The sequence below is a fragment of the Pelagibacterium halotolerans B2 genome, from assembly GCF_000230555.1.
GTDB classification, from domain to species: Bacteria; Pseudomonadota; Alphaproteobacteria; order Rhizobiales; family Devosiaceae; genus Pelagibacterium; species Pelagibacterium halotolerans.
This window is the reverse complement of sequence record NC_016078.1, coordinates 1,709,847-1,735,862: the sequence shown is the minus strand read 5'-3', so window position 1 is coordinate 1,735,862 and position 26,016 is coordinate 1,709,847. Positions and strand designations below refer to the sequence as shown.

26 protein-coding genes and 2 tRNA genes are annotated in these 26,016 nt (G+C 60.0%); 16 read left to right on the top strand and 12 right to left on the bottom strand.

Annotation, left to right across the window (positions count from 1 at the left end; genetic code table 11):
• Nucleotides 1–26 precede the first annotated feature (26 nt).
• The 5 genes from KKY_RS08455 (at nucleotide 27) to KKY_RS08435 (ending at nucleotide 4,824) form a co-directional block, all read left to right on the top strand.
• Nucleotides 27–1,349: a sugar ABC transporter permease gene (locus KKY_RS08455; RefSeq protein ID WP_014130907.1), complete on the top strand. Its 1,323-nt coding sequence runs from the start codon at nucleotides 27–29 to the stop codon at nucleotides 1,347–1,349.
• A gap of 12 nt (nucleotides 1,350–1,361) precedes the next feature.
• Nucleotides 1,362–2,147: an ATP-binding cassette domain-containing protein gene (locus KKY_RS08450; protein ID WP_014130906.1), complete on the top strand. Its 786-nt coding sequence runs from the start codon at nucleotides 1,362–1,364 to the stop codon at nucleotides 2,145–2,147.
• Between the two features lie 102 nt (nucleotides 2,148–2,249).
• Nucleotides 2,250–3,377, top strand: a complete 1,128-nt coding sequence (locus KKY_RS08445; protein ID WP_014130905.1) for an S-(hydroxymethyl)glutathione dehydrogenase/class III alcohol dehydrogenase — start codon at nucleotides 2,250–2,252, stop codon at nucleotides 3,375–3,377.
• Nucleotides 3,374–3,841, top strand: a complete 468-nt coding sequence (locus KKY_RS08440) for a YaiI/YqxD family protein (protein WP_162096920.1) — start codon at nucleotides 3,374–3,376, stop codon at nucleotides 3,839–3,841. The genes KKY_RS08445 and KKY_RS08440 overlap by 4 nt, the downstream gene beginning before the upstream one ends.
• A 134-nt stretch (nucleotides 3,842–3,975) precedes the next feature.
• Nucleotides 3,976–4,824, top strand: coding sequence for a polysaccharide deacetylase family protein (locus KKY_RS08435; protein WP_041528658.1), 849 nt, complete (start codon nucleotides 3,976–3,978; stop codon nucleotides 4,822–4,824).
• On the opposite strand, the gene KKY_RS08430 is transcribed toward KKY_RS08435, so the two are convergent.
• Entirely contained in the window at nucleotides 4,821–5,573 is a 753-nt protein-coding gene (locus KKY_RS08430) for a TrmH family RNA methyltransferase (RefSeq protein ID WP_244404054.1), read from the bottom strand. The genes KKY_RS08435 and KKY_RS08430 overlap by 4 nt on opposite strands.
• A gap of 180 nt (nucleotides 5,574–5,753) precedes the next feature.
• On the opposite strand from KKY_RS08430, the gene KKY_RS08425 reads away from it, so the two are divergent.
• The 4 genes from KKY_RS08425 to KKY_RS08410 all read left to right on the top strand — a co-directional run bounded on the left by KKY_RS08425 (nucleotide 5,754) and on the right by KKY_RS08410 (nucleotide 8,060).
• A tRNA-Tyr gene (locus KKY_RS08425) sits at nucleotides 5,754–5,838 on the top strand.
• A 54-nt stretch (nucleotides 5,839–5,892) separates the two neighbouring features.
• A tRNA-Gly gene (locus KKY_RS08420) sits at nucleotides 5,893–5,966 on the top strand.
• Between the two features lie 205 nt (nucleotides 5,967–6,171).
• Nucleotides 6,172–7,017, top strand: a complete 846-nt coding sequence (locus KKY_RS08415; RefSeq protein ID WP_014130901.1) for a glucose 1-dehydrogenase — start codon at nucleotides 6,172–6,174, stop codon at nucleotides 7,015–7,017.
• Between the two features lie 5 nt (nucleotides 7,018–7,022).
• Nucleotides 7,023–8,060, top strand: a complete 1,038-nt coding sequence (locus tag KKY_RS08410) for a DNA topoisomerase IB (protein ID WP_014130900.1) — start codon at nucleotides 7,023–7,025, stop codon at nucleotides 8,058–8,060.
• On the opposite strand, the gene KKY_RS08405 is transcribed toward KKY_RS08410, so the two are convergent.
• Nucleotides 8,057–8,242 (bottom strand): hypothetical protein, encoded by a 186-nt coding sequence (locus tag KKY_RS08405; protein ID WP_014130899.1) that lies wholly within the window; start codon nucleotides 8,240–8,242, stop codon nucleotides 8,057–8,059. The two genes, KKY_RS08410 and KKY_RS08405, sit on opposite strands and share 4 nt — an antisense overlap.
• 158 nt (nucleotides 8,243–8,400) lie before the next feature.
• On the opposite strand from KKY_RS08405, the gene ku reads away from it, so the two are divergent.
• Nucleotides 8,401–9,258, top strand: a complete 858-nt coding sequence (gene ku / locus KKY_RS08400) for a non-homologous end joining protein Ku (protein WP_014130898.1) — start codon at nucleotides 8,401–8,403, stop codon at nucleotides 9,256–9,258.
• 2 nt (nucleotides 9,259–9,260) lie between these two features.
• Complete coding sequence (gene ligD, locus KKY_RS08395; RefSeq protein ID WP_014130897.1) at nucleotides 9,261–11,723, top strand: DNA ligase D; 2,463 nt, start codon at nucleotides 9,261–9,263, stop codon at nucleotides 11,721–11,723.
• A 1-nt stretch (nucleotide 11,724) separates the two neighbouring features.
• Here ligD and KKY_RS08390 read toward each other — a convergent pair whose 3' ends face one another.
• Nucleotides 11,725–12,462, bottom strand: coding sequence for a Crp/Fnr family transcriptional regulator (locus KKY_RS08390; RefSeq protein ID WP_014130896.1), 738 nt, complete (start codon nucleotides 12,460–12,462; stop codon nucleotides 11,725–11,727).
• A gap of 19 nt (nucleotides 12,463–12,481) precedes the next feature.
• Entirely contained in the window at nucleotides 12,482–13,102 is a 621-nt protein-coding gene (locus tag KKY_RS08385) for a flavodoxin family protein (RefSeq protein ID WP_014130895.1), read from the bottom strand.
• 270 nt (nucleotides 13,103–13,372) lie between these two features.
• Between KKY_RS08385 and KKY_RS08380 the strand changes: the two genes are divergently transcribed.
• The 4 genes from KKY_RS08380 to KKY_RS08365 are packed head-to-tail and all read left to right on the top strand — an operon-like array spanning nucleotide 13,373 to nucleotide 16,233.
• A complete protein-coding gene (locus tag KKY_RS08380) occupies nucleotides 13,373–13,732 on the top strand; it encodes a response regulator (protein ID WP_014130894.1) in 360 nt (119 codons plus the stop codon).
• A complete protein-coding gene (locus KKY_RS08375) occupies nucleotides 13,729–14,235 on the top strand; it encodes a response regulator (RefSeq protein WP_014130893.1) in 507 nt (168 codons plus the stop codon). The genes KKY_RS08380 and KKY_RS08375 overlap by 4 nt, the downstream gene beginning before the upstream one ends.
• Before the next feature lie 18 nt (nucleotides 14,236–14,253).
• Nucleotides 14,254–15,672 carry a PAS domain S-box protein gene (locus KKY_RS08370; RefSeq protein ID WP_014130892.1) on the top strand — a complete coding sequence of 473 codons (1,419 nt, stop codon included), beginning with the start codon at nucleotides 14,254–14,256 and terminating at the stop codon, nucleotides 15,670–15,672.
• A 54-nt stretch (nucleotides 15,673–15,726) separates the two neighbouring features.
• Nucleotides 15,727–16,233 carry a DUF2231 domain-containing protein gene (locus KKY_RS08365; RefSeq protein WP_014130891.1) on the top strand — a complete coding sequence of 169 codons (507 nt, stop codon included), beginning with the start codon at nucleotides 15,727–15,729 and terminating at the stop codon, nucleotides 16,231–16,233.
• Here KKY_RS08365 and KKY_RS08360 read toward each other — a convergent pair whose 3' ends face one another.
• The 7 genes from KKY_RS08360 to pobA all read right to left on the bottom strand — a co-directional run bounded on the left by KKY_RS08360 (nucleotide 16,234) and on the right by pobA (nucleotide 24,076).
• The gene (locus tag KKY_RS08360) at nucleotides 16,234–16,578 is read right to left on the bottom strand and encodes a hypothetical protein (RefSeq protein WP_041528655.1); all 345 of its coding nucleotides are present in this window, start codon (nucleotides 16,576–16,578) and stop codon (nucleotides 16,234–16,236) included.
• Nucleotides 16,575–19,097 (bottom strand): cytochrome c oxidase subunit I, encoded by a 2,523-nt coding sequence (gene ctaD, locus KKY_RS08355; RefSeq protein ID WP_014130889.1) that lies wholly within the window; start codon nucleotides 19,095–19,097, stop codon nucleotides 16,575–16,577. Before ctaD ends, KKY_RS08360 begins: the two co-directional genes overlap by 4 nt.
• On the bottom strand, nucleotides 19,090–19,773 hold the full coding sequence (coxB, locus tag KKY_RS08350; protein ID WP_014130888.1) for a cytochrome c oxidase subunit II: 684 nt from the start codon (nucleotides 19,771–19,773) through the stop codon (nucleotides 19,090–19,092). The genes ctaD and coxB overlap by 8 nt, the downstream gene beginning before the upstream one ends.
• Nucleotides 19,770–20,273, bottom strand: coding sequence for a CopD family protein (locus tag KKY_RS08345; RefSeq protein WP_014130887.1), 504 nt, complete (start codon nucleotides 20,271–20,273; stop codon nucleotides 19,770–19,772). The genes coxB and KKY_RS08345 overlap by 4 nt, the downstream gene beginning before the upstream one ends.
• A complete protein-coding gene (locus KKY_RS08340; protein ID WP_014130886.1) occupies nucleotides 20,270–21,019 on the bottom strand; it encodes a cytochrome c oxidase assembly protein in 750 nt (249 codons plus the stop codon). The genes KKY_RS08345 and KKY_RS08340 overlap by 4 nt, the downstream gene beginning before the upstream one ends.
• A gap of 169 nt (nucleotides 21,020–21,188) precedes the next feature.
• The gene (locus tag KKY_RS08335; RefSeq protein ID WP_014130885.1) at nucleotides 21,189–22,817 is read right to left on the bottom strand and encodes a tannase/feruloyl esterase family alpha/beta hydrolase; all 1,629 of its coding nucleotides are present in this window, start codon (nucleotides 22,815–22,817) and stop codon (nucleotides 21,189–21,191) included.
• Nucleotides 22,818–22,906: 89 nt separating this feature from the next.
• The gene (pobA, locus tag KKY_RS08330) at nucleotides 22,907–24,076 is read right to left on the bottom strand and encodes a 4-hydroxybenzoate 3-monooxygenase (RefSeq protein ID WP_014130884.1); all 1,170 of its coding nucleotides are present in this window, start codon (nucleotides 24,074–24,076) and stop codon (nucleotides 22,907–22,909) included.
• 108 nt (nucleotides 24,077–24,184) lie between these two features.
• Here pobA and KKY_RS08325 point away from each other — a divergent pair, with 108 nt between their 5' ends.
• Nucleotides 24,185–25,069 (top strand): helix-turn-helix domain-containing protein, encoded by an 885-nt coding sequence (locus KKY_RS08325; RefSeq protein WP_014130883.1) that lies wholly within the window; start codon nucleotides 24,185–24,187, stop codon nucleotides 25,067–25,069.
• Here the strand turns inward: KKY_RS08325 and pcaQ are convergent.
• Entirely contained in the window at nucleotides 25,047–25,961 is a 915-nt protein-coding gene (gene pcaQ, locus KKY_RS08320; protein WP_041529249.1) for a pca operon transcription factor PcaQ, read from the bottom strand. The genes KKY_RS08325 and pcaQ overlap by 23 nt on opposite strands.
• Between the last annotated feature and the right edge of the window lie 55 nt (nucleotides 25,962–26,016).

Here is a 26,016-nt window from a genome sequence, read left to right as displayed (position 1 = left end):
AAGGAACCAGCCCTTTGGGGGAAAGAATGGCAGACCAGAACGCCATGTCGTCATCATCGAGCTCGTCATCGTCCGGTCTCGTGTTGGGCAATCCAATCCAGCGCTTCTTGAGCGCCACAGAAATCGATACCCGTCTTCTGGGTATGATCGGCGCGCTGCTGCTGATCTGGATCGGCTTTCATTTCATGTCGGGCGGGTTGTTCATGACTCCCCGAAACCTCTGGAATCTTTCGGTCCAGACGGCGTCAATCTCGATCATGGCGACCGGCATGGTGCTGGTCATCGTGACCCGCAACATCGATCTGTCGGTCGGCTCACTGCTGGGGGTCATCGCCATGGTCATGGGCGTTACCCAGACTGAATACCTGCCGGCGCTGCTCGGATTCGGGCATCCCATGATCTGGACCATCACGCTTGCCGTTGGCCTTGCGACAGGTGTTGCAATTGGCGCCCTGCAGGGGTCCATCATCGCCTACCTCAAGGTCCCGGCCTTCATCGTCACTCTGGGGGGATATCTTGTCTGGCGCGGTGCTGCCTGGTGGGTGACATCGGGGCGCACGGTTGCGCCGCTGGATACAAAATTCCGCCTTATGGGCGGCGGGCCGGAGGGCGCCGTAGGCTATACGGTGAGCTGGATTCTGGCCATTGTCGCCTGCCTGGCCATCGGGGCCTTTCTCATCTACGCGCGTCAGCAGCGTCGGCGGTTCAATTTCCCCCAACGCCCGGTCTGGGCCGAGGGCGTGTTGGCGATGCTTGGATGCGGAGCGGTGATCGGTGCGGTGATGGTCTTCAATGCCTATCCCTGGCCGATCCGCATTGCCGAGAACTATGCCAATGCCAATAACATTCCGGTCCCCGAGGGCGGGCTGTTCATCTCACACGGCATCGCCATTCCGGTTCTGATTGCCGTGGGTGTCGGGGTCGTCATGACTTTCATTGCGACTCGCACCCGGTTCGGGCGCTATGTGTTCGCCATGGGCGGCAGCCCCGAAGCGGCGGAGCTGGCAGGCATCAACACCCGGTGGGTCACCGTCAAGATTTTCATGCTCATGGGTGCCCTTTGCGCCATCGCCGCAGCGATCTCCTCGGCCCGGCTCAATGCCGCGACCAATGCCATGGGCACGCTGGACGAGCTCTATGTCATCGCCGCTGCGGTGATCGGCGGTACGTCACTTTCAGGCGGTGTCGGTACGATCGTCGGGGCCATGATCGGTGCGCTCGTCATGCAGTCGCTCCAGTCGGGCATGGTGCTGATGGGGCTCGACAGTCCGCTTCAGTCGATCGTCGTGGGCATCGTCCTTGTCGTCGCGGTCTGGCTCGACACGCTTTACCGCAATCGCGGGCAGTAAGGATTTGAATCGATGAATCAACACGTGACAACACCGCTCGTCGAACTCGAGGACATCTCCATAGCGTTCGGCGGCATCCGGGCCGTCGACGGCGCCTCCATCGATCTTTATCCCGGCGAAGTGGTCGGCCTGCTCGGGCACAATGGTGCGGGCAAATCGACGCTCATCAAAATCCTGTCGGGTGCCTACAAGCGCGATTCCGGGGATATTCGTATCGATGGCCAAAGTGCCACGATCAACAATCCCCGTGACGCCAAAGGGTACGGTATCGAAACGATCTATCAGACCCTTGCTGTGGCCGATAACGTCGATGCGGCGGCCAATCTGTTCCTCGGACGCGAGTTGACCACAGCCATCGGCACGCTCGACGACGTCGCCATGGAGCACAAGGCGCGCGAAGTGATGGGGCGGCTCAACCCGAACTTCCGTCGCTTCAAGGAGCCGGTCAAGGCTCTGTCGGGCGGGCAGCGCCAGTCGGTCGCCATCGCACGCGCCATCCTGTTCAATGCGCGCATCCTGATCATGGACGAGCCGACCGCAGCTTTGGGGCCGCAGGAAACCACGCAGGTGGGCGACCTGATCAAGCAGCTCAAGTCTGAAGGTATCGGCATCTTCCTCATCAGCCACGATATCCACGACGTGTTCGATCTGGCCGACCGGGTGTGCGTGATGAAGAACGGTCAAGTGGTCGGTACCGCAAAGACGTCCGATGTGACCAAGGATGAAGTGCTGGGCATGATTATTCTTGGCAAGTGCCCGCCCGGCGCAACGCCGGGGCCGGGGGCCATGAAAGAGTAAACGTAGCGGGCGCTTTGGCGCCCGCTTTTATTTTCAGCATTTGCCCTTTGCGTTCGGGCTGTGCCACTTTTGCTTCCTGGAACAGAATCGAGGAGGCGGGTAATGAAAACGCTGGCTGCAGTTGCATTTGAAGCGGGCAAGCCGCTTGAAGTTGTAGAGCTTGACCTCGAAGGTCCCAAGGCGGGCGAAGTGCTCGTCGAGATCAAGGCGACCGGCATCTGCCATACCGACGATTTCACGCTTTCCGGTGCCGATCCCGAGGGGCTTTTTCCCGCCGTGTTGGGTCACGAGGGTGCCGGTATTGTTGTCGAGATCGGCGCAGGCGTGACCTCCGTCAAGCCCGGCGATCACGTTATTCCGCTCTATACGCCCGAATGCCGGGAATGCCCCTCCTGCCTGTCACGCAAGACCAATCTGTGCACTGCCATTCGCGCCACGCAGGGGCAGGGGCTGATGCCGGATGGAACCTCGCGGTTTTCCTACAAGGGCAAACCGGTGTTCCACTACATGGGCTGCTCGACCTTTTCGAACTATACGGTCATGCCCGAAATCGCTGTGGCGAAGATCGATGCCAGCGCCCCGTTCGATAAGGTATGCTACGTGGGCTGCGGCGTAACGACAGGCGTCGGCGCGGTTCTCAACACCGCCAAGGTGGAGCAGGGGGCTACTGCCGTGGTGTTCGGGCTCGGCGGGATCGGGCTCAATGTCATCCAGGGCCTGCGCATGGCGGGCGCCGATATGATCATCGGCGTCGACCTCAATAATGACAAGAAAAGCTGGGGTGAACGGTTTGGAATGACCCATTTCGTCAACCCGCGTGAGATCGAAGGCGATATCGTCACCCATCTGGTCAACATGACCAAGCGAGGCGCCGATCAGATCGGTGGTGCCGACTACACATTCGATTGCACGGGCAATGTCACGGTGATGCGTCAGGCACTCGAAGCCAGCCATCGCGGCTGGGGCAAATCGGTCATTATCGGGGTCGCCGGTGCGGGGCAGGAGATTTCAACGCGTCCCTTCCAGCTCGTTACGGGCCGCACCTGGATGGGAACGGCATTCGGTGGGGCAAGGGGACGTACGGACGTTCCGAAAATCGTCGACTGGTACATGAACGGCAAGATCGAAATCGATCCGATGATTACACACACGCTGCGGCTTGAAGACATCAACAAAGGGTTCGAGTTGATGCACTCGGGCCAATCCATCCGCTCGGTGGTTCTGTACTGAGCATGCCCGAGATTTACGTCGATGCCGATGCCTGCCCGGTCAAGGCCGAAGTCACGCGCGTTGCCGAGCGGCATGGGCTCGTCGTGACATTCGTTGCGAATTTCGGATTGCGGCCGTCGCGCGACCCCATGGTCCGCCATGTCATGGTGCCACAGGGCGCCGACGCGGCCGACGATTGGATCGTCGAGCATGCGGGCGTCGGCGACATTGTCATCACCTCCGACATTCCACTGGCGTCCCGCGCGCTCGAAAAGGGCGCCCATGTTCTCGGACCAACAGGCAAGCCGTTCACAACGGCATCGATCGGCATGGCGCTGGCCATGCGCGAGCTCAACCAGCACTTGCGCGAAACAGGCGAAAGCAAGGGCTACAATCGCGAATTCACCGCGCGTGACAAGTCCAACTTTCTCCAGGCGCTCGACGAACTTGCGGTCCGGCTGAAGCGGGAAGACCGCACCAGGTAACCGCTTGTTAAGCATAAAATTCTGTATTTTGAAGAGGTTATTAACCATGACGCGCGCAGCCTGTGTGCTGAACAGGGTGGTTCGGCCGGGTGGTTATTGTGTTGCGGGCAGTGTGTTTTTTGGGGGTGGTGGCAATGCTGTTGGCGGGGTGCGCCAAGCCACCTGAAATGCAGCCGGATCTGACGGTCAGCAACGGTGTCGATACGATGAGCACCGGCTCGATCAATCCGATGGCCATGAGTTTAAGGACGGCTTATCAGCCGATGCCCGCAATGCCCTCAGCGCTTTTCGGCAAGCTCGCCGGTCGAACCGTGACGGTTTCGGAGTCCGGGCCGCTGGGGCTGCAGCCGGGTGAGATCATTCTGACCTTCGATGATGGCCCGCGCGCCGGAACGACGGAATCCATCCTCGATACGTTGGATCAGTTCGGGGTCAAGGCAACGTTTCTGATGCTCGGATCGGCCGCTGAGCGTCATCCCTTACTCGTGCGCGAGGTGGCGGCTCGGGGTCATACGATCGGCACGCACACTTACGACCATGTCGATCTTTCCACTTTGAGTAATCAGGAGGCAATCGCGGAAATCTATGCGGGGCAACAAGCCGTTGCAGCGGCGCTGGCGCCCGACGATCTCGCTCCTTCGCGGTTCTTTCGGTTTCCCTATCTGGCGCAGAACGGAGTGATCCGCACCAGTGCCGTCGAGAGCCGGTTCATCGTTCTCGATGTGGATATCGATTCCAAGGATTACTATGCCGAGACCCCCCAACAGGTGCTCGAGCGTACGCTTGCGCGGCTGGAAGAGCGCGGGTCGGGTGTGGTGCTGTTCCACGATATCCATCTGCGCACGGCGGCCCTGCTGCCGGAATTTCTTGGGGCCTTGCGTGAGCGGGGCTATCAGGTGGTCACGCTCAGATCGTCGGGCGGCGGCGTGTTCGATGGCCCGGTCATAACGGCAGATGCGTCGAGCATCGATCCGGAAATCTAGCCCGCGGTTGCCGCAAACAGGGCTATTGCAGCGGCATTGGAGACGTTGAGCGACTTGATGGGGCCGGGCATGTCGAGCCGAACCATTTCATCGCACAGTGACCGTGTTTTCTGGCGCAAGCCTTTGCCTTCGGCTCCCAGGACGATGGCAAGTTTGCCACCGGCGGGACGGGGGCGTAGCACTCCGGGCGCTTCGGAATCAAATCCGAGGCACACAAGACCATTGCTCTTGAGCGTTTCGAGTGCATCGCCGAGATTTCGGACCGATACCATGGGAATGAGATCCAGCGCGCCGGAGGCCGATTTGGCCAATACGCCGGTTTCCCGCGGCGCGTAGCGTGCCGTGGTGATGACGGCATCAGCACCGAAAGCACATGCGGTTCGCAGGATGGCGCCGACATTGTGCGGATCGGTCACCTGATCGAGGACGATCACGAGGTCGAGCTTTTCAATATCGTCCAGTCCGAACCGGTCGACAGGGTCGACTTCCAGCGCCACGCCTTGGTGCACCGCATCGGCGCCCAGCAGCTTGTCGAGATCGCGTGGCGTTGTTTCCTCTATGGCCAATTGGGGCAGAGGGGAGCCCTCGGTCAATCTGTTGAGACCGTTCGGCGTTGCCAGAAGCCTCCGCTTGGCCCGGCGCGGATTGTCGAGCGCCGCGCGGACGGTATGCAGGCCGTAAAGATAGACCGGCCCATCGTCAGGCAGGATCGGCGGACGTTTTTTCGGCGGGAACTTATTCTTGCTCATGGCAATGGGGTATCGCTTTGCCGCGAACTCGGCAAGCGGCAAGCACAGTGGTGAAACATATGAAATTTCCTTGCGATGGCAGTTGACAGGACAGGTTGCTACCACCATAAACCGGCCCGTGATGGTGATCGGAAACGAGCGCTATCGCAAAATGCCTCGCTTCGCCGATGTCACGATTGGGGAGGGGTGGGAGAGTGGTTAAATCCATCAGACTGTAAATCTGACCGCTTAGCGTACGCTGGTTCGAATCCAGCCCCCTCCACCAAAATCGTGCTTGCCCGTTGGGCTCGAACCGGACAGAGTGGCGAGACACCCTCGGGCGGGTGTAGCTCAATGGTAGAGCAGAAGCCTTCCAAGCTTACGACGAGGGTTCGATTCCCTTCACCCGCTCCATCCTTTCCGCTCAGTTGATGATTGCTCGACGGGGGAGCCGGATAGGCGGTTTTTTCAATTCAGACCCGTCGTTCGCTGTCCCGTTGTGGGTGGGGCACTCCAGGGTTGAAGGCTCTGTTGCCGCCCGCTTGACACATGGCAAGTTGGGGAACGAAGCGCCCTTCGGTGCATTGATCGCGCAGAATTTTCTGCGGAGAAACGCGCCATGGCCGGTCAGCCAGCCCAGCATCAGAACAAGCAACCCGGTCGCGAAAGTGCCATGCACCCCGAGCCCGAATATATGCCCTTCTATCCGGGAAGCGGGCGCCTGAAGGACAAGGTGGCAATCGTTACCGGTGGCGATTCCGGTATCGGTCGCGCCGTCAGCGTTCTGTTTGCCCGCGAGGGGGCCAGAGTGGTCGTCGTCTATCTCGATGAGGACGAGGACGCGGAAAAAACGCATGGGCTGATTGAGGCGGAAGGCAGCGAGGCGCTCCTGATAGCAGGTGATGTGGGTGATCCCGCGTTTTGTGGGGCCGTCGCCGAGCGCACCATGGCGGCATTCGGCCGGATCGATATCCTCATCAACAACGCCGCCGAGCAGCATGTGCGCGAAGACATTGCCGATCTTGATGCCGAAGCGATGAAGGCGGTTTTCGAGACGAACATTTATGGTTATTTCCATATGGTTCAGGCGGTGCTCGACCATTTGAAATCGGGTGCCCGGATCATCAATACCGCGTCTATCGTTGCTTATCGGGGGCATCCCCAGCTCGTCGATTATGCAATGACCAAGGGCGCCATCGTCGCTCTCACGCGGTCGTTGTCGGCGCGGTTTGCGGAAAAAGGCATTCTGGTCAACGCGGTCGCGCCCGGACCGATCTGGACACCGCTTATTCCGGCCAGCTTCCCGCCCGACAAGGTTGAAGAATTCGGGTCCGATACGCCGCTGGGCCGTCCTGGCCAGCCCAACGAAGTGGCCCCCGCCTATCTTTTGCTGGCCTGCGATGACGGCCGATACATGACCGGCCAGGCCATCCACGTGGATGGTGGCGACTTTCCCAGCAGCTGATCGCAATGGCGGCCATCGATCCCGGGCTTGCGGCCGGGCGCCTGCGTTATGTCAATGATGACGAGCCGGGTATTTTCCGGCGGGCAAGAGGCAAAGGATTTTCTTATGTCCGGGCCAGTGGCCGACCGGTGAAACGCGCCGGCGATGTCGCCCGCATACGAGCTCTGGCGATCCCGCCGGCGTGGTCCGACGTTTGGATATGCCAGGATTCCAACGGACATATTCAGGCGACCGGTCGCGACGAGAAAGGACGCAAGCAATACCGATATCACGACCAATGGCATGCCGATCGCGGCAGAGCCAAATACGCGCTTTTGGCAGAATTTTCCGCCAACCTTGCCAAGCTGCGCAAAGTCGTTGAAGCGGACTTGCGGGCGCGTGGGCTGCCGCGTGAAAAGGTGGTCGCCAGCGTGGTCTGGCTGATGGATCACACGATGATCCGCGTCGGCAATGACACCTACGCACGGGACAACAAGAGTTTCGGGCTAACGACCCTCCGCTCGCGGCATATCGAGATTTCGGGTGCGACACTTCGGTTCCGGTTCAAGGGCAAGTCGGGGAGAGAATGGGATATCGGCCTTTCAGATCGTCGTATGGCCCGGGTCTTAAGAGCAATCGAGCATCTGCCGGGCCAGAGGCTGTTCCGATATCGCGATGACGACGGCATGCGCGACATCGCGTCGCATGACGTCAACGAATATATCCGGGGCGTCTTAGGCGAGCGGTCCAGCTCAAAGGACTTTCGGACTTGGGGTGGCACGGTACGCGCGCTGACGCTCCTTTCGGCCACGGAGGTTCCAGAGACGCGCAACGGCAGGGCCAGGGCGCTCAATGCCGTCATCGACACGGTGTCGAGATATCTGGGCAATACGCGAGCCGTTTGTCGCGCGTGCTATATTCACCCGGCGGTCGTTGAACGCTGGGAGCGCGGAACACTCGCGAAAGATATTGCGGAAATCCGCGCGAAACGCCCACGCAGGTCGGGACTGGACAGCCAGGAATGTTTGGTCGCGGTTTGGCTGGAAAAGTTCGCCGGGCGTTAGAGTTTGACCACCGTCCCGGACGCCATGCTCTGGCGGAGCAGAGCCAGGCGGATGAGGCTGTGGTTGGGGCAATTGTGCGTGTTGGCAATTCGCACGGCACTCTCTTCGAGCTTGAGTAACCGCCGCCTGTGCTGGGCGATTTCTTCACGCACCGATTGCGCAACGGTTTTGTGCGTTTCCATAAGCGGCTCCATCATAGGCTACGACCTTATAGCATCGGTCCGCGGCTGCATTAACCTGAGTTAGTGTCACGCTTGGGGGTGCGCCAGCCGCTTTTTGGAACCCGCGTTCGTTCTCGTGAATTGAATCTGCAACGAGGTTCATCGTCAGGAAATTTCCCATGCCTTCTGCACGTCCCATCTGGAAGGGCCAGATCAGATTGTCTCTCGTGGCCATCCCCGTGGAACTCTATTCAGCGTCCAAGACGGGAGCCCGTCTTTCCTTCCGGCAGATTCACGAGCCTTCGGGCAAGCCGATCAAGTACGAAAAGATCGTCCCAGGGATAGGGCCAATCGACTCCGACGAGATCCTCAAGGGGTTCGAATACGAAAAGAACGACTTCGTCCTGCTCGATGACGAGGAGATCGATGCGGTAAAGCTCGAAACCCGCAAGACCCTGGAACTGGTGCAGTTCGTGGGTGGATGTGAGATCGACCCGATCTATTTCGACAAGTCCTATTACGTTGTGCCGCAGGATGAGTTGGCGGAAGACGCGTTCCGGGTCGTGCGGGACGCCCTGAGGTCGACCGAAAAGGTCGGATTGGGACAGATCGCCATGCGGGGGCGTGAGTATATTTGCGCGCTAAAACCGTGTGGAACCGGACTTTTACTGGAAACACTTCATTATGAAGATGAAATCCGGAAATCCGATCCGTTCTTTTCCGGCATATCCAAGACAAAGGCCGAAAAGGACCTTCTCGAGGTCGCCACCCAGCTTATCGAGCGCAAGACCGCGCCGTTCGACGCCGGCAAGTTCAAGGACCATTACACCCAGGCGCTCCGCGCTCTTGTCGACAAGAAGCTTAAGTCCAAGGGGAAGCGCAAAGTTTCCAAAGATACCGATGAACCCACGGCGGCGGAGTCCAAGGGCAATGTGATCGACCTCATGGATGCCCTCAAATCGAGTCTCGAAGGGACCGGGAGCCGTAAAGAGGCAGCGACGAAATCCACGAAAACGACCCGCAAGAAAGCAAGCTGACAATGGCCCGGGCCCGCGATCTCCTCAAAGAATACCGCGCCAAGCGGGATTTTACGAAAACAAGCGAGCCCCAAGGCGGTAAGGGCGCATCCTCGGGCAATGTCTTTGTTGTGCAAAAGCACGACGCGACGCGGCTTCATTACGACTTCAGGCTTGAATATGAAGGAGTGCTCAAGAGTTGGGCGGTAACGCGGGGGCCCAGCACTGATCCTGCCGACAAGCGGCTTGCAGTGCGTACAGAAGATCACCCGCTCGATTACGCCACCTTCGAGGGCAAAATTCCCCAGGGCGAATATGGGGGCGGCACCGTCATGCTGTGGGATTTCGGGACTTGGGAGCCGGTCGAGGACGCAAATAAGGGCTTCAAGTCCGGCAAACTCAAAATCCGCCTCAAGGGCGACCGGATGAAGGGTGACTGGGCCCTCATCCGCATGAAGCCGAAATCGGGTGAAAAGCGCGAGAACTGGCTGCTGATCAAGGAGCACGATGATTTCGCCACCGAGGGCGGCTCAAAACTACTCGACAAGAGCACCAGCGTGTCGACGGGCCGCAAGATGAGCGCCATCGAAAAAGGAGAGCCACCGGTAAGAAAATCGAAGACGGGTGGGCGATCCTTGCCGAAATTCGTCGAACCCCAGCTTGCAACGCTGGTCGACAGCGTACCGGGGGGCAATGATTGGCTGTTCGAGATGAAATATGACGGCTATCGCTGCATAGCCGTCATTTCGGGCGAAGATGTCCGGCTCTATACGCGCAATGGCCTGGACTGGACCGACACGTTCGCCTCATTGGTTGCACCCATGTCCCTGCTCACAGAATCTAGCATGCTTCTGGATGGAGAAATCTGCGCGTTCGATGAGAACGGCAAGACCAGTTTTTCAACCTTGAAGTCGCATCTTTCCGAAGGCGGGCCGCTGGTCTATTTCGCGTTCGATCTGCTCGAAATCGATGGTAAGTCCTTGCGCGCGAAGCCGCTTTCCGAGCGCAAGGCAGCGCTTGAAAACGTGTTGGGGCGCCGTACGCGCCACGACCCCGTCCAATTTTCTCCCGATATTTCAGGCAAGGGGACCGAGGTGTTTTCGGCCATCTGCAAGGCGGGGCACGAAGGCATCATCGCAAAACATGGCGCAGCGCCATATCGGTCCGGACGCGGCAAATCCTGGCTCAAGGTCAAATGCACGTTGCGGCAGGAATTTGTCATTGTCGGCTGGTCGCCCTCGGAAAAGCGTCGCGGCGTGTTCGCTTCGCTGCTCCTTGCCACACAGCAAGATGGCAAGCTGGTTTATCGCGGCCGCGTGGGTACGGGGTTCCCCGATGACTTGCGGGCCGATCTCCAGGCCATGCTGGACAAAGACGCCCGCAAGACCGCGCCACTGACCGGCGTGCCGCGCCAGATGGCGCGCGGCGCTCGCTGGGTTTCGCCTCGTCATTTGGCCGAGATCGCCTACACCGAACTGACCCCGGACGGAATTCTGCGCCACCCGTCTTTCCTTGGATTGCGGGAAGACAAACCAGCCAAAGGCATCGGCCTGGAACAGCCAGGCAAGGCCGAAGGAGGCCACACCCTGTCGCTTACTGAAGACACCGGAATCGCCGCCGCCGAAAAGGCCGGCATCAAGCTCTCCAGCCCCGACAAGGTTCTTTATCCCGGGCAGGGGGTAACCAAGGGCAAGCTGGCTGCCTATTATGCATCGGTGGCCGAGGCGATGATGCCCTACATTGCCAATCGGCCCCTGAGCCTCGTCCGTTGCCCCGCCGGCCGCGCAAAGCAGTGCTTTTTTCAAAAGCACGACACCGGCGGGTTCGCGCAGGGCATGGATACCGTGCAGATAACCGAAAAGGACGGCAAGTCCGACAGCTATTTCACCCTCGATGGTCTCGAAGGCCTGCTCGCGGGCGTGCAGATGGGAGTGCTGGAGTTCCATATATGGGGCTCTCGCCGCGACGCCATCGAAAAGCCGGACAGGATCGTATTCGACATCGATCCCGACGAGGGCCTTGTTTTCGGCGATGTCAAATCCGCCGCTCTCGACATTCGCGGCCGGTTGGCCGATCTGGGCCTTGAAACCTTTGCAATGGTGACTGGTGGCAAGGGCATCCATGTAATCGCGCCTATCGCGCGCCGCGCCGAGTGGCCCGCCGTCAAGGCGTTTGCTGCCGGATTTGCAAAGCAGATGGCCGAGGACGAGCCGGAGCGGTTCACTGCAACGCTTTCCAAAAAGGCCCGCAAGGGCAAACTGTTCATCGATTATCTGAGGAACGAACGGGGCTCGACGGCCATCGCGCCTTACTCCACCCGGGCTAGAGAAGGCGCGCCCGTCGCCGTCCCCGTCGACTGGAACGAGGTTGAACGGTTGAACGCCGCCAATCGTTTCTCGCTGGAGGCCGCGGTTGAGCGCGCGCGGGACAATGCCTGGCCAGGCTATGGCAAGCTTCGCCAATCGTTGCCCAAGTCCACAAAATAGCTCAGGCCGGTATCTGCCTTTGCTTGCCCGGTTCGCGCAAATGCAGATAGCCGGGAGAAAACAGCCCAAGCCTTGCCAGGGCGTCGAAGTCGAACAGTTCTACCGTTCCCGACTGGAACGCGATAAGCCCCGATTTACGGAGTTCCTGAAGCGTCCGGTTGACGTGCACCGTGGACAATCCCAATACGTCGGCCAGTTCGCTCTGGGTCAGTGGCAGCGAAAAGCGCGGGCCATCATTGCGGCCAACGGCGGCAAGCCTGAGATGGATTTCGCACAGCAGGTGAGCGACCCGCTCGAGTGCCGAGCGCTTGCCGATGCTGACCAGCCATTCGCGGGAAATCGACTCCTCAACCAGCGTCGTGCTCCAGAGCGCCCGTGTTGCGCGGGGTGAGGTTTCCAGAATCTTGAGCAGACTGCTGTTGGGAATCGCGCTCATCGATAGCGGAGAGAGGGCGGCAAGCAGCGGCTGTGCTCCGCCCAGCACGAACTGGCGCAAGTCGATGATATCCCCGGGGATGAGAAGCGAAAGAATTTGCCTGCGGCCGTCCGGCAAGTCTCGATATCGGCAGGCAAAACCGTCTTCGAGGACATGGACGTGGTTTTCGGTCAGCTTCCCGGTAAGCGAAGCATTCCTTCCGGAAAACTGCCGCAGTTGAGCGGGAAGTGCGATCAGCCCGGCGCGGTCGGTCGGCTCCAGGGACATATGGCTTTCGAGCCGGGCAACGAGCAGCTCGGTCACGCGACGCTTCCCCCCGGGCTCATTTGACGCTCGGATACGGATTGGTGGCCAACAGGCCGGCCAGATGAACCGTGGATTCCACCACCATCCGGGCCGCGCCTGTCACCGCGTCGGGAATTTCATCGAGATCTCGAAAGTCCGTTGAGCTCATGGCCTCTCCCACCCAATAGGAAACGGCGTTGGGTGCAATGGAAAACCCAACGTCGTTGAGCGCCTGAAACAGTTCCGCCGACACATGATGCGCGCCATCTTCGTTGCCGACAACTGCCACGGCGGCAACTTTCCCATAGGTTGGCATGCGTCCCTCGCTGTCCTTTTCCGAAAGAAAGGCATCCATGCGTTCGAGTGCGCGTTTGATCACGCTTGAAGGCTGTCCCATCCAGACAGGCGTGCCGGCGATAAGGATGTCGGCAGCGATGATCTTCTTGCGGATGTCCGGCCAGGCATCGCCCTCGCCTTCATCGGCGCTGACCCCGGGCAATATCTGATGATCGGCGAGCCTTATGGTTTCGGCCGCAATGTCGTGCTTTGCAAAGCCGGCGATCAAAAGGTCGATCATGCGGCCTGTCGAGGATATCTTGCCTGATCTGGATGTTTTGAGAGTGCCGTTCAGGGCGAGAACCTTGAGTCGTTTGGTCATATGTGCGGGGTCTTCGTTCAAGCTCGGTTGGATTAGTCCATGTTAATGCCGACTTTGGCAAATTCGGGTTCGCTTGCGGAACCGCGGGGATATTCTCGCTGTTAACGGGTGTGGCCCTGAACGCGTTCCACCTGGACGTGAAGGCCGATCGCCTTAATATGTCCAATCTGTGCAACGAAGTTTGGAGCTGTTACTTTTGCACTCGGAGCGGTGGACGAGGCGGAGGAGTTGATGGACGCGACGTATCCGACATTGTCCGGGAAAGCCATCATGATAGTGGAGGATGAATATCTCATCGCCCTCAATATCGAGATGGCCATGATCGATCTTGGCGCGAGCGTGATCGGTCCGTTTTCGCAAGTCGACGATGCCCTCACGGCGCTGAAGGGCGCTACGCTTCCCGACGCTGCAATTCTCGACATCAATGTCAGGGGGCGGCAGGTGTTCCCCGTTGCGGACCGTTTGCAGGAACGTCAGATTCCGTTTGTATTTGCCACGGGTTACGACGATTGGACGATTCCAGCCCATCTGTCCCATGTACAGCGCTTTGAAAAACCGGCCGATCCCGCCGGACTGGCAAGGGCGCTGGCCGGACAGTTTGCCCAACGCGACAAGTCGGGTGCCGCATGAGCGCGTTGGAGCACACAGTTGCGGATTCGATTGCCGGAAAATGCGTTCTGGTCGTGGAGGACGATTACGTGCTCGCGCGGGAAGTCTGCAATGACCTCAAGAACCACGGCGTCAATGTGTTGGGTCCGGCTCCTACGGTCCACTATGCCAGCCTCATTATTGGACGGCGGCGCCTGGACGGGGCGATTCTCGATATCAAACTGTTTGGACAGGAAGTCTACGAGCTGGTCGACGTGCTGATGGCGCGCGGTGTCCCCATCATCTTCGCTACGGCTTATCAGAAGGACCGTATCGACGCGCGCTATCGATCGGTGGATACACTCCACAAACCGCTGGATCTTGGGCATCTCAGGCGAAAAGTGGCAGCTTTCCGTCCCCAGAAACCGGCCGCGCCGATTGCTGCTCCCGAACCTGTCGCCTCTTCGCGTCCTCCCGATGCACGGGAAACGACACAAGACCGATGGGCCCGTCTCATGTTCGATGCAATGCGGGATGACGCCTGAGACGGCTCGGAGGCCGGTATGATTGACGACACAAGCAAAAGCCGTCACCGAAGCGGGGATATGCTCTCCACGGATGGTGAGGAAAGGTTTAGGCTGATCGTCGAGAATGCCCGCGATTATGCGATATTCACGACCGACAGTGAAGGCAATGTCGATAGTTGGCCACCAGGGGCAGCAAACGTCTTTGGCTGGTCGACCGACGAAATCATGGGCAAGCCGGCTGCCTTGTTGTTTACCCCTGAGGACAGGGAAAGCGGCGCGCCGCGGCAAGAGTTCGAAACGGCGCTGTCGAGGGGCCATGCTCCCGATGTTCGCTGGCACCAGCACAGGTCGGGGTCCCGGGTCTATATCGAGGGAAGTGTCTGGCCGCTCAAGGATGCCGACGGGGCGCCCACGGGTTTCCTGAAGATCGGCCAGGACATGACGCTGCGGCGCCAGCATGAAATCGCGCTGATGGAAAGCGAGGAACGTTTTCGGCTGCTGGCCACCACCGTTCCCCATCTCGTGTTCCGGTCCACCACCGAGGGGCGCAGGACCTGGGCCAGCCCGCAATGGACCGCCTATACCGGCATGAATGACGAACAGTCCGAAGGCTATGGGTGGCTTGAGGCCATTCACCCCGAAGACCGCGAGGTCGCCCTCGTCAAATGGGACGAGGCAGGGGAGGACGGCGAGAGCTACTATGGTGAACATCGCATTCGCCGCAAGCGTGACGGCATGTATCGCTGGCACCAGACACGCGCCGTGCCGATCCGCTTTTCCATGGACGGCCCCAAGGAATGGGTGGGGTCTGCTTCTGATATCCACGACATGCGTTTGATGCAGGAACGGCAGGGCATTCTCGTCGGCGAGTTGCAACACCGGACCCGGAACCTGCTGGCCGTTGTCCGGTCCATAGCGTCGCAAACTGCCGCCACGGTTCTTTCACTCCCCGAATTCCAGGCGGCTTTCGATCACCGGCTCGGCGCACTCTCGCGCGTTCAGGGTTTGCTGTCGCGAACCGAAGGTGAGGCGGTTACCGTCGAATCCCTGCTGCGGATGGAACTCGATGCCGTCACCGAGGACTGGAGCCGGGTTACGATGGACGGCCCGCGCATTCTTGTGGGCGATGGCAGTCTGCAGACGCTGACACTGGTCATTCACGAGTTGAGCACGAACGCCGCCCGGCACGGGGCCCTGGCGGACCCCGAGGGCAGGATCGATATCGAATGGTTCCGGCGGGAGGATCGCGATGACGAAGCCGACGGACATCTGGTCATCGAGTGGCGTGAGAAATTTTCGCCGCGCAAGCCGGATCTGACTCGTCCGCGCGGCTTTGGCCGCCAACTGATCGAGGAAGCGATCCCTTATCAGCTTGGCGCTTCTACCCGCTTCATTCTCGAGGAGACTGGGCTTCATTGCGTTCTCAGTCTTCCTTTGGATCCTCAGCAAGAATAGCGGAACCGGCTGGCCGGCCAGGCATTGGACCCTTGCAAAGGCATCGGGGGTAGGATGAGCGAAGACAAGTCAGCGGCTCCAGATAGTCCGGTTATCGCCGATGTCATGGAGCACGACGTAAAGTCCGCTGTTGCCGTGGCGGGCCATCCCATTCACGCCATGATGGTTCATTTCCCCATCGCCCTGGTTTTCGCCACGCTTGGCAGCGATGTCTTCTATTGGTGGACAGGAGACGACTTCTGGGTCCGTGCAGGTCTATGGTCCGCCGGTTTTGCCTTCTGGTTCGGAATAGCGGCAGGGATAGCGGGGACCGCCGAGCTTGTCCTTGTCGAGGGTATTCGCGGTCGCGTAGGCAGTTGGACCCATGCGATCGCGGCGATGACCCTTATCGCTATTGCCGGTATGAACTGGGGCGTTCGGCTTCTCGATTCTGAGATGGTTCTGCCTCTGGGGCTCGCACTTTCGGTCCTCGCAGCGATGTTTACGGGGTTGGCCGGCTGGCACGGTGGCAAGCTGGTCTTCGACCACGGCGTGGGGATGATCGTCGGACCCGACGAATAATCACATACACATCGAAACGAAAAAACTCGGCGCAGAGACAAAGATCGTGGCGGCCAGAGCGGCTACGCTTGTGAACGTCCCGATCCTCGCAAGGCTTGGTACGGGCCGGGCCGCATGGGCGGCGCGACGCCAGTGGACAATGCTCCAACCGGCCACGCCGAGCAATGCCGCCGAGCAAATGACCGCCAGCCCGATCATCACCCAGCGCTGGACTACTGTCGGCCACGCGAAGGCGCACCCGATAGCGTTGACGGCGTAAAGCGCCACGAAGGCTGCGCTCCAAAGACCGAACCCCATGATCAAAACCAGCATATGCCGGGGCGGCACTGGCGTGGTTTCCATCATCGCACCCCCTCGAGCATACCGATAAGCGAGGGCATGAGCAGTACCAGCGCAATGGCGATAACACCGGTTGTTGCCGTATAGTCATGCCAGAGCCTCACAAGGCGAAGGTCCAGGCTGCGGCGCGCCGAGATATAGCCGCCGCGCGCCCTGAGCAGCGCATTGAGCCCGAATGCGAGGCTCCCGAAAGCGTGGAGCCAGCAGTAGCCGATCAGTGCCGCGATCGTGGCGATATGCGCGTGGCTCGTTGGATCGGGTAAAACGAAAATCGCGACGGAAAGCATAACGAGCGCTGCCAGGTCGATAACGAGCGTCATAATCAGCATCGGTTTGAACGCGTTGCCCGTGCGGTTCAGCCTATTGGTCATCCGCATGGCTGCCGTGCCGGCGACCAGCAGGGCCGCTGAAACAATCACCCATAAATTGGGTGTAACGATCTCGGTAGGCGGCCAGGCAGGGGCTACGAGCCACAGATAGAGTGCCCCGAAGACCAGCGAAGCGAATAGCGTTCCGTTCGCCGCCAGCGCAAACACCATTGCCCACCACTGCGCCGGCCCATCGACTTCGGTGTGGGGCAACGCCTTCTCGCCCCTACCAACATCTGTTGGACCTTCATCGACTTTCGAGCCGGAGCGTGCGGACCAGAAGAAAAAGCTCGCAAGCGTTATCAATGCAAAAATGACGGCAACCGGGTAGAGCTTGAACAGCAGACATAGGACCATTGTGCCGGTCAGTGCAGCCGATATGAGCGGCAGATAGGTCGAGTTGGGCAGGACCACGACATGTTCGAGTCGCCCGGTTGTCATATCCACACCGAGCGTTTCCATGCGTCCCTCGCGCACAAATCCCAGATAGCCATGCCCTGCCGCCAATTGCGGCCCGAGACTGTCAGGGTCGAGGGCATCCGCCCTTTTGTCGATATGTGGGAGCGATGCGAAGGCATAGGATGGGGGGCGTGTGGGCATTGCCCAATCGAGCGTCGAAGCCTTCCAGATGTTGCGCCGGAACCCTCTGCCAAACCGGAATTGCAGAATCATATCAACGGCAAACAGCGCAAACCCCATAGTCAGGATAAAGCCGCCTACGCTCGAAAGCAGATTCAGCCAATCCCAGCCGAAATTGGACGGATAGGTGTAGATGCGTCGAGGCATGCCCATCAGGCCGGTCAGGTGCATCATGAAAAATGTGAGGTTGAAACCGACAAAGATCAGCCAGAATGCCGGCACCGAGATCCGGTGCATGGTTTCACGACCCGTAATGTGAGGAAGCCAATAGTAGGTCGCTGCCAGCATGGGGAACACGAAGCCGCCAACCAGTACATAATGGAGGTGGGCGACGACGAAATAGCTGTCATGGGCCTGCTGGTCGAAGGGCACCATTGCGAGCATCACACCCGTCAGTCCACCAATTACGAACACGAGGAAAAAGCCCGTCACGTACAGCATGGGAATATCGAAACGCGGCCTGCCATGGGCCAGGGTCGCCAGCCACGCGAAGATCTGTACGGCCGTCGGGATCGCCACCAGCACGCTGGCAGCCGAAAAGAACGCCAGCGCCAGATGCGGGATGCCCACGGTGAACATGTGATGTACCCAGAGGCCGAATGACAGGAAGGCGAGCGCGATTATGGCGGCGATTATGGCGTGATAGCCAACAATCGGCCGCCGGGCGAAAACCGGAATCATTGTCGAGAGAGCGCCCGCCGCAGGCAGAAAAATGATGTAGACCTCCGGGTGCCCGAACAGCCAGAACAAATGTTGCCAGAGCAGGGGATCGCCGCCCCGCGTTGGATCAAAAAACGGGATATTGAACGCCCTTTCGAGTTCGAGCAGAATCGAACCCAGTATGAGTGGCGGAAATCCGAATACCATCATCAGGGCCGTAACCAGCATGTACCACGCAAACAGCGGCATGCGGTCCAGCGACATGCCGGGAGCTCGCAGCTTGAGGATCGAGACCGTGATTTCCACGGCCGCCGAGACCGCCGAGATTTCTACGAATGTGACGCCAAGCAGCCAGATATCGGCGTTGATGCCCGGCGTATAAGGTTGCGAGGAGAGCGGGGTGTACATGAACCAGCCGCTGTTGGGGGCAACGCCGAACAGCATGGAAACAACGATGATCGTGCCCCCGAAGAGATAGCACCAATAGCCATACGCCGTCAGGCGCGGGAAGGCGAGGTCGCGCGCACCCAGCATTTTGGGCAGCAGATAGATGGCCAACCCTTCCAGCATCGGGATGGCAAAGAGGAACATCATCACCGTGCCATGCATGGAAAACAGCTGATTGTAGATGTCCGGCCCGACAAACGCCGCATCGGGCGCTGCCAGTTGGGCCCGGATCAGCATGGCCAGCAGGCCCCCGATGGCAAAGAACACGAAAGCGGTGAGCATGAACCGCTTGCCAAGCACCGTATGATTGACTGCCGACAGCCGTCGCCAGCCCGGGCCGGTTCCCCAGACCCGGTCGAGGGCCTTGTGCAGTGCAATGGGGGAGAGCTTTTCCGGCGCGTTTTCAGCCATTGGCAAGCTCCGTCATGAGGGTTTCAAATGCCTCGCGCTCATGGGCTTCGATGGTGAACCGCATGTCGGTGTGGCCGGTGCCGCAGAATTCGGCGCACACCCCGCGATAGACGCCGGGCCGGTCGGCCTGGATGCGGATTGTGTTTTCGTGGCCGGGTATTGCGTCGATCTTGCCCGCTAGCCGAGGCACCCAGAAGGAATGAATGACATCTCCGCTCGTCACGACGACATCCACCGGTTCGCCGGCAGGAATGTGAAGGATCGGCGTGGAAGCCACATCGGCCGCACCGGGATAGGAAAACTGCCATCGCCACATTACCCCATGGGCAACGACCCGGGTTGGTGGTTCGGCGAGCGCATGGGGCAGTAGCCTTTCCCCCATGAGCAGGGCGTATCCGACCAGAATGGTCAGAAGGAGTCCCGGCATCGCAATGCCACCCCAAACGATCCACCGCAGGGGCGCGATTGTGCTGCCTGCGCCGGGCCGTTTCCAGACGATCCACAGCAATACGGCAACGAATAGAAACAGCACCACGCTCGCCCAGAACATCACCCACCACAGGTCGGCAATCGCCGCGGCAGCGGGGCCGGCCGCATCGAGCGTGGACAGCGCTCCGCTGCAGCCGCCCAGAAGTAGCGCTATGGCCGGACCGAAAATGATCGCTTGCGGTCTCACTGAAAATCCCAACCCAGCAGATCACCGGCTATTTCCGAAAGTCGCCCGGGCGCGAGCCAATCCGGCGTTAAGCGCGAGATGTCAATGTCGGGCTTGGCGGAAACCACGGCCAGGATCGCGGACACTACAGCCAGCGTTCCACCGGTCACGATGACGAAACGCAGGGTGGAATAGCGGGCGGTTTCATCGAACAGTTTCAATATCAGGAGCCCCGAAAGGATGTGGATCACCACCATCACGCCGACCAGAGCAAGCTTGAGGGCGAACCACGGCTCAAAAGTCGATCGCAGGAAGATGAGCCCGGTGCCGCTGCCGATCGCTACGAATGCGGCGGGAGACAGGATCACGACGTAAAAGAAGCGCACCATGGCGTGCAGCCGATGCAGGGCCTCCGGTTTTGCCACGTCCTTGCGTTGGGCGAACAGGAAGGGAAGGCAGACCAGTCCTGCCGCCCAGATCGAAATCGTCGCGATATGGACGAACTTCAGCACTGCCATCATCGGGTCGAACCCGAGCGCTGGGATACCGAAAGCGCATTGGTCAGGCGCAAAGCCAGTCCGACGCCGGCCAGAAGGTAAGGCGCCATGGCGGGTACCCACATGAGAAGACCGGCGAGTTGTTGATCGGTCAGCGCCGACAGGCCGAATACGGCGGTCGTTGTCAGATGCGGCGCATAGACCGGGAACGGGGCGAACACCAGGAGCGCGCCCAGCAGGCCCATCTGGGCGATAAAGGCAACGAGAGCGATCAGAGCGCCGCCGGTGCGGGCCAGAGGCGAGAGGATCTCCCGCCAGAACAACCAGGCGGTTCCCAGCAACGAGAGTTGCATGAGCCAATAGGGCCCGACGCCCACTATCGCCCATTCATAGGCGCTCGGTGCATGCCAGATCCAGACGGTGAGCGTATTGAGCAGCGTCAGCGCCGACAATGGCAACAGGGGGCCACTTTTCCACGGCAAGGCGATGGCGAGGAGCGGTGCGACAATGCCGATCAGAATGACATGATGAGCGACGCGCGCCGAAAAGAGGGCGGTGGTCAGGTCGCAAAGTGGGGAGAAGAAAGCCACCGCGATCAGCGCCAGGGCGCCAACCAATGCACCGCGCCCCAAGGAATCCCGGCGACCGGCAAAGAGCCATGCGCCCAACAGGGCAGCCATCAATACCGCGGCAAACGGATCGAGCGACCATCGAAGCCACAAATCCTGCGGCAGCGGTGGCGGCCCGCAATAGGCATTCGAAAAATCCATCAGATCGGTCCCCCGTAACCGAAGCGCGCAATACGCGCCCGATGGATTTTCCAATGCCGCGGGTGAAAATTCGTTCCCTTCAGTCTGCCATCATGGTCACAGGACCATCAGAACGGACTTAATGGAAGCGCCGCCGGGACGGGCCCGGCGGCGGCATTGTCAAATCCGGTCAGTTCGGATCGGCACAGGTGAAGGCGGAGGCGTCGTCCATGTCGCCCTGGCCCGAATATTGGGGATAGGTGGGGTAGATGCACATCGGACGGGTGCGACCGGCGGTCGCTTCGGCGCGATCAACCCCGACAAGTTCGGCAGGGGCCTCACCCTTTTCGACCCAGTCTGCAAGCGGGCCGAGCGGGTCCCAGCCAAGCTGGAAAACACCTGACCCATGACCGAAACCAGGAACCATGTAGAAGCGGGTGAATTCGTCCACGCGTTCTTGTCCAAACGTTTCAACCATGCGCTCGTAGTAGCGCACCGTGTTGAACGGGCTGATCGCGAAGTCGATCGTCCCATGCATAAGCAACATCTTGCCACCGTGATCGCGGAAGGCAGAAAGGTTCGGATCGTTGGCATCGATAAGATAGGAGACTTCGGAAATCTCGCTGAGATATTCTTCCGGCTCGAATGCGAGGGAATCAAAGCCATCGGGGTTGCCGGCGATGGCATAGCGGATCAGAGGGTCGGCCAGGACGTAGAGACCTGCGTCAGCCACGGGAGCTGGCGGGATAGAGGGCGCTTCCTCGGCTCCCATGCCCCAAAGGCCATAGAGATCGCCGCCATGATAGATCGGCCAGCGAGCGTAGTCCTGCAGCCCACCCTGCATCGTTATCGGCAATTCATAGGAGCTGTTCCAGACATCGAGTGCATCGATTTGCGGTTGTGCCAGACACCCGTCGGCCTTCTCGCCCTCGCACAACAAGGTCGTCACATCGAAGGCCGCGTCGCAGGCCCCGATGTTGGAAACGATGCCGTCCTCGGCCCCGTCCAGTCCGTCGCAGGCATCATAAACGGCGCTGTTGAGGGTATCGACGTCCGCGGGTGAAAGCTTGGCACCGTCAGCGTAGAGCGCCTTGGCGTTACGGTTTCCCGAGAGCTGGAGCGCTGTAAAATTGTAGGCAGGATAGGTGACGGACACGCCTTCGTAGTCGAGCGGCCAGCGTTGGGCGACCGTGAGGGCTTCGTGTCCGCCCTGGGATGCCCCGGCGAAATAGCGGTATTGGGGTGCCTCGCCGTAAAGCGTCTCGATCAGATACATCGCGACGTCATGGGTCTTCTTGAGTTGCAGGCCGCCAAAATTGGCCAGCGCTTCTGCATTGAGCAGAAAACTGCCGTCTATGCCGCCGGTGGTCTGGTGCCCGGAATCCGACCCATAGGTCACATAGCCCTGGGCGAGCGGTGTGGGCAGGCTCGGGTCAGTATTGCCCAGGTGTCCCGTCGCCTCGACAAGCGTTCCATTGTATCCGCCGCCGCCAAATTGGACGGAACGCTGGTTCCACTCGGCGGGCAAGTTGACCTGGAAGTTGATATCAGGCGCCTCGCTCACCGGATGGATGGCGCCATTGACCTGACAGAACGAGGTTCCGTCATCGAGCTGTGCCATCACGGCGGTCTGTAGGCTTGCGCCACCTGTGGGCAGGCCCAACGATTCTGCCTGTACCGATGTGCCAGCCAATGCGACACAGGCGTCTTCAAGGACTTGCGCAAGTCCGGGCGCCGTTGTTGTGGAAAGCAGCAACACGGAAGCCATGGCCAGCCAAACCGGCTGGGCTGCGCTTCGCGTGCGGTGGGAATCGATCATGACATCCTCCTCAGTGTTGATCGATGGATAGATTGAGGCATGGGGCTGCGATCGCTCATACGAGCGGACGCGCGCTTCTGCCCGTCATTTCATGGCCGGAACCCCGTGTAGTTTTCGGCCAGGGATTGCTGTGCAATGCGGGAGGCGCCCAGGTAGTCGAAATCGGCGCGCTGGATGCGGCGACCGAAATCGCCACCATCGGGAAATGTGTGCAGGAGTTGGGTCATCCACCAGGAAAAGCGCTCGGTGCGCCAGGTGTTTTCCAGGACCCTGGCGGAATAGGTATCGATACCGGCGCTTGATCGTTCGCCATAAAACTCGCTGAGTGCGGTGGCGAGTTCGGCGACGTCGTGGATGGCCATGTTAAGGCCTTTTGCGCCCGTTGGCGGCACGATATGCGCGGCGTCGCCGGTCAGGAACAGGCGTCCAAATCGCACAGGTTCAGCAACGAAGCTGCGCAATGGCGCGATGGATTTTTCGATCGACGGGCCCGACTTGAGGCTCTCTGCGATCTCGGGATTGAGACGGGCCCGCAATTCGTCCCAAAACCTGTCATCGGACCAATCTTGGACCTTTTCGCTTGAGCCCACCTGGACATAGTAGCGTGATCGCGAATGCGAGCGCATAGAGCACAGGGCAAATCCCCGCTCGTGATGGGCGTAGATCAGTTCCTCAGCGACAGGTGGCTGGTCCACAAGCACTCCGAGCCAGCCAAAGGGATAAATGCGTTCGAAAAGAGAAATGGCCTTTTCCGGAACGCTGGCGCGGGACACGCCATGAAAGCCGTCACAACCGGCAATAAAGTCACATTCGATCTGGTGGGACTGTCCGTCCTTGTCGAAGGTAATCCGTGGCGTTTCGCCATCGAAATCATAAATCTGGACGTTGCTTGCCTCGTAGATGGACTTGGCACCCGACGCAGCTCGCGCGTCCATCAGGTCACGCGTGACCTCGGTCTGGCCATAGACCATCACCCGACGGCCGATCAACTCCTGGAAATTTATGCGGAGCATGTCGCCGTTAAAGGACAGTTCAACGCCGTCATGGAAAATACCCTCGGCATCCATGCGCTGGTTGACGCCCATCTGGCGCAGCAGGTCCACCGAACTCTGCTCGAGAACGCCCGCCCGGATTCGTCCGAGCACATAGTCGGCGCTGCGCCGTTCGATCACCACGGCATCGATGCCGGCGGCCTCCAGGAGCCGTCCCAGGGTCAGTCCAGCCGGTCCAGCACCTATGATTGCAACCTGAGTGCGCATGACATTCCTCCCCGAGTAATGGCGTTGTTGCCTGATTTGTTTGCAGAGTGTGGATTGTCTGCACGATTGCCAATGGACAGGCGCGACAAAGAGTTGGATTATAGCAACATGGAAGCCATTCCGACTTATGCACTCTATGGAGAGAATGAGAACAGCGGCGAAAGCTGGCTGCATTGGGAGACCATTACCTCCCGGTCGCGCCTGCATGGCTTTCGCATATCCCCTCATCGGCACGACCAGCTTTATCAGATCCTCTACCTCAAAGGGGGACACGCCACGGTCATGCTCGATGGCAACACATTCGAGCTCTCGCCGCCGGCCCTGGTCATCGTGCCGCCGCTCACTGTGCACAGCTTCGTTTTTTCCGAAGGCGTCGATGGTTTCGTTCTGACCTTCTATATCGAGGACGTTCGAAACGGCCTGTCCGACATCGGGACCGCCATCGATGGACTGATGCAGCCATGCATCCTCAAGCCGGTGACGGGGGTTGTGGACGGCGAGGAGCTCGACCAGGCTGTCGAACGGCTGATCGCCGAAGCGGATCACAGCGCGCCGGGGCAGGTTGCCGCCCTCAGGGCACGCTTGAGCCTGTTGCTTGTCGCCGCCCATCGGCTCGATCTGGCGGCCGCGCGAAGCGACGGTTCGGGCACGGGGCCGGCCGAGCGGCACGCTCACGCGTTTCTGGGCCTTGTCGACCGCCATTTCCGGGATACGCGCAAGGTGGGATTTTACGCGAGCCGGTTGGGGATAACGCCAACTCATCTCAACCGCGTGTGCCGGCAGGTTCTCGGGCTTTCGGCCCTGACGATCATCGAGCGGCGGATCCTGCTCGAGGCCCGGCGCTATCTTCAGTTTTCGAGCCTGAGCATCAAGGAGATCGGCATCGTTTTGGGCTATCCTGATCCTGCCTATTTCAGCCGCTTCATGTCGCGGCGGCTGGGGCATGGGCCGCAGGCGTTACGTGAAGGGCTCAGCCGGCGCGTTCGCGGATAACGTCGCGTATGGTGTGGGTCAGGATTTCGAGCGAGGCATTGGAGGGCGAGTCCTCCCGTGTGGTCAGGCCGACGGCGCCCTGGGTTTCCGTGGTGTCGACAGGCAACGCGGCAAGACGGCCCGCAGTCATCTCGCGGATCACTACGCCCTCGGAAATGACCCAGATGGCGTCGGTCTGCGACACAAAGACGTGCCCGAAGGAATCCGAAACCGTTTCGATGGCATGAGGCAGTTCGGCCAACCCGTGCGCAAGAAGATACCGGTCGACATAGGGGCGGATGACCGAACCGATTGGGGGCATCAGGATCGTATAATCGCGAATGCGCTCGAAGTCGAACTGGTTTCCGGCAAGCAGCGGATGTCCGGCGCGGACGACGAAGCGCACCTGTTCGGAATAGAGATACTCGAAGGTGAGGCCGGCCATCTGCTCGGGGGCCGCGAGCCGCCCTACCACCAGGTCAAGCGTTCCGGTGCGCAGTTGGCCCAGCAGTACCTGATTTTCTCCGGTCACGATCTTGACCGGGCTGTCGGTGCCCTCCGCCAGGAAGCGCTCCATCACCCCGGGCATTATGCGTGCCGATACGGTGGGCAATGCTCCAATCCTGACCGGCGGCCCGGCATCGACGCGGCTCAGGCTGTCAATGCCGGTCTGGAGGGCAGCCACCGAGGCACCGGCATGACGCAGGAACACTTCGCCATAGCGCGTGACCTTGAGACCGCGTCCGTCTTTTTCAAACAGCTTCTTGTCGAGAATCTCTTCGAGTTCGCGGATGGTCTTGGTCACAGCCGGTTGGCTGACCGCAAGTACCTGCGCCGCCCGCCCGACGGAATTCTGGCGGACCACCTCTATGAAGGTGCGCAAATGGCGGAAGCGGACGCGGCTGTCGATCAATTCAATACCCATAATCTATAGGTTATCTATATCGCCGACAGTTTCATTTTACAAA

Excerpts from the sequence above, each read along its gene's own strand:
- KKY_RS08455 (WP_014130907.1), top strand. The coding sequence starts at position 27 with ATGGCAGACCAGAACGCCATGTCGTCATCATCGAGCTCGTCATCGTCC.
- KKY_RS08450 (WP_014130906.1), top strand. The coding sequence starts at position 1,362 with ATGAATCAACACGTGACAACACCGCTCGTCGAACTCGAGGACATCTCC.
- KKY_RS08445 (WP_014130905.1), top strand. The coding sequence starts at position 2,250 with ATGAAAACGCTGGCTGCAGTTGCATTTGAAGCGGGCAAGCCGCTTGAA.
- KKY_RS08435 (WP_041528658.1), top strand. The coding sequence starts at position 3,976 with ATGCTGTTGGCGGGGTGCGCCAAGCCACCTGAAATGCAGCCGGATCTG.
- KKY_RS08430 (WP_244404054.1), bottom strand. The coding sequence starts at position 5,573 with ATGAGCAAGAATAAGTTCCCGCCGAAAAAACGTCCGCCGATCCTGCCT.
- KKY_RS08415 (WP_014130901.1), top strand. The coding sequence starts at position 6,172 with ATGGCCGGTCAGCCAGCCCAGCATCAGAACAAGCAACCCGGTCGCGAA.
- KKY_RS08410 (WP_014130900.1), top strand. The coding sequence starts at position 7,023 with ATGGCGGCCATCGATCCCGGGCTTGCGGCCGGGCGCCTGCGTTATGTC.
- KKY_RS08405 (WP_014130899.1), bottom strand. The coding sequence starts at position 8,242 with ATGGAAACGCACAAAACCGTTGCGCAATCGGTGCGTGAAGAAATCGCC.
- ku (WP_014130898.1), top strand. The coding sequence starts at position 8,401 with ATGCCTTCTGCACGTCCCATCTGGAAGGGCCAGATCAGATTGTCTCTC.
- ligD (WP_014130897.1), top strand. The coding sequence starts at position 9,261 with ATGGCCCGGGCCCGCGATCTCCTCAAAGAATACCGCGCCAAGCGGGAT.
- KKY_RS08385 (WP_014130895.1), bottom strand. The coding sequence starts at position 13,102 with ATGACCAAACGACTCAAGGTTCTCGCCCTGAACGGCACTCTCAAAACA.
- KKY_RS08380 (WP_014130894.1), top strand. The coding sequence starts at position 13,373 with ATGATAGTGGAGGATGAATATCTCATCGCCCTCAATATCGAGATGGCC.
- KKY_RS08375 (WP_014130893.1), top strand. The coding sequence starts at position 13,729 with ATGAGCGCGTTGGAGCACACAGTTGCGGATTCGATTGCCGGAAAATGC.
- KKY_RS08370 (WP_014130892.1), top strand. The coding sequence starts at position 14,254 with ATGATTGACGACACAAGCAAAAGCCGTCACCGAAGCGGGGATATGCTC.
- KKY_RS08365 (WP_014130891.1), top strand. The coding sequence starts at position 15,727 with ATGAGCGAAGACAAGTCAGCGGCTCCAGATAGTCCGGTTATCGCCGAT.
- KKY_RS08360 (WP_041528655.1), bottom strand. The coding sequence starts at position 16,578 with ATGATGGAAACCACGCCAGTGCCGCCCCGGCATATGCTGGTTTTGATC.
- ctaD (WP_014130889.1), bottom strand. The coding sequence starts at position 19,097 with ATGGCTGAAAACGCGCCGGAAAAGCTCTCCCCCATTGCACTGCACAAG.
- KKY_RS08345 (WP_014130887.1), bottom strand. The coding sequence starts at position 20,273 with ATGATGGCAGTGCTGAAGTTCGTCCATATCGCGACGATTTCGATCTGG.
- KKY_RS08340 (WP_014130886.1), bottom strand. The coding sequence starts at position 21,019 with ATGGATTTTTCGAATGCCTATTGCGGGCCGCCACCGCTGCCGCAGGAT.
- KKY_RS08335 (WP_014130885.1), bottom strand. The coding sequence starts at position 22,817 with ATGATCGATTCCCACCGCACGCGAAGCGCAGCCCAGCCGGTTTGGCTG.
- pobA (WP_014130884.1), bottom strand. The coding sequence starts at position 24,076 with ATGCGCACTCAGGTTGCAATCATAGGTGCTGGACCGGCTGGACTGACC.
- KKY_RS08325 (WP_014130883.1), top strand. The coding sequence starts at position 24,185 with ATGGAAGCCATTCCGACTTATGCACTCTATGGAGAGAATGAGAACAGC.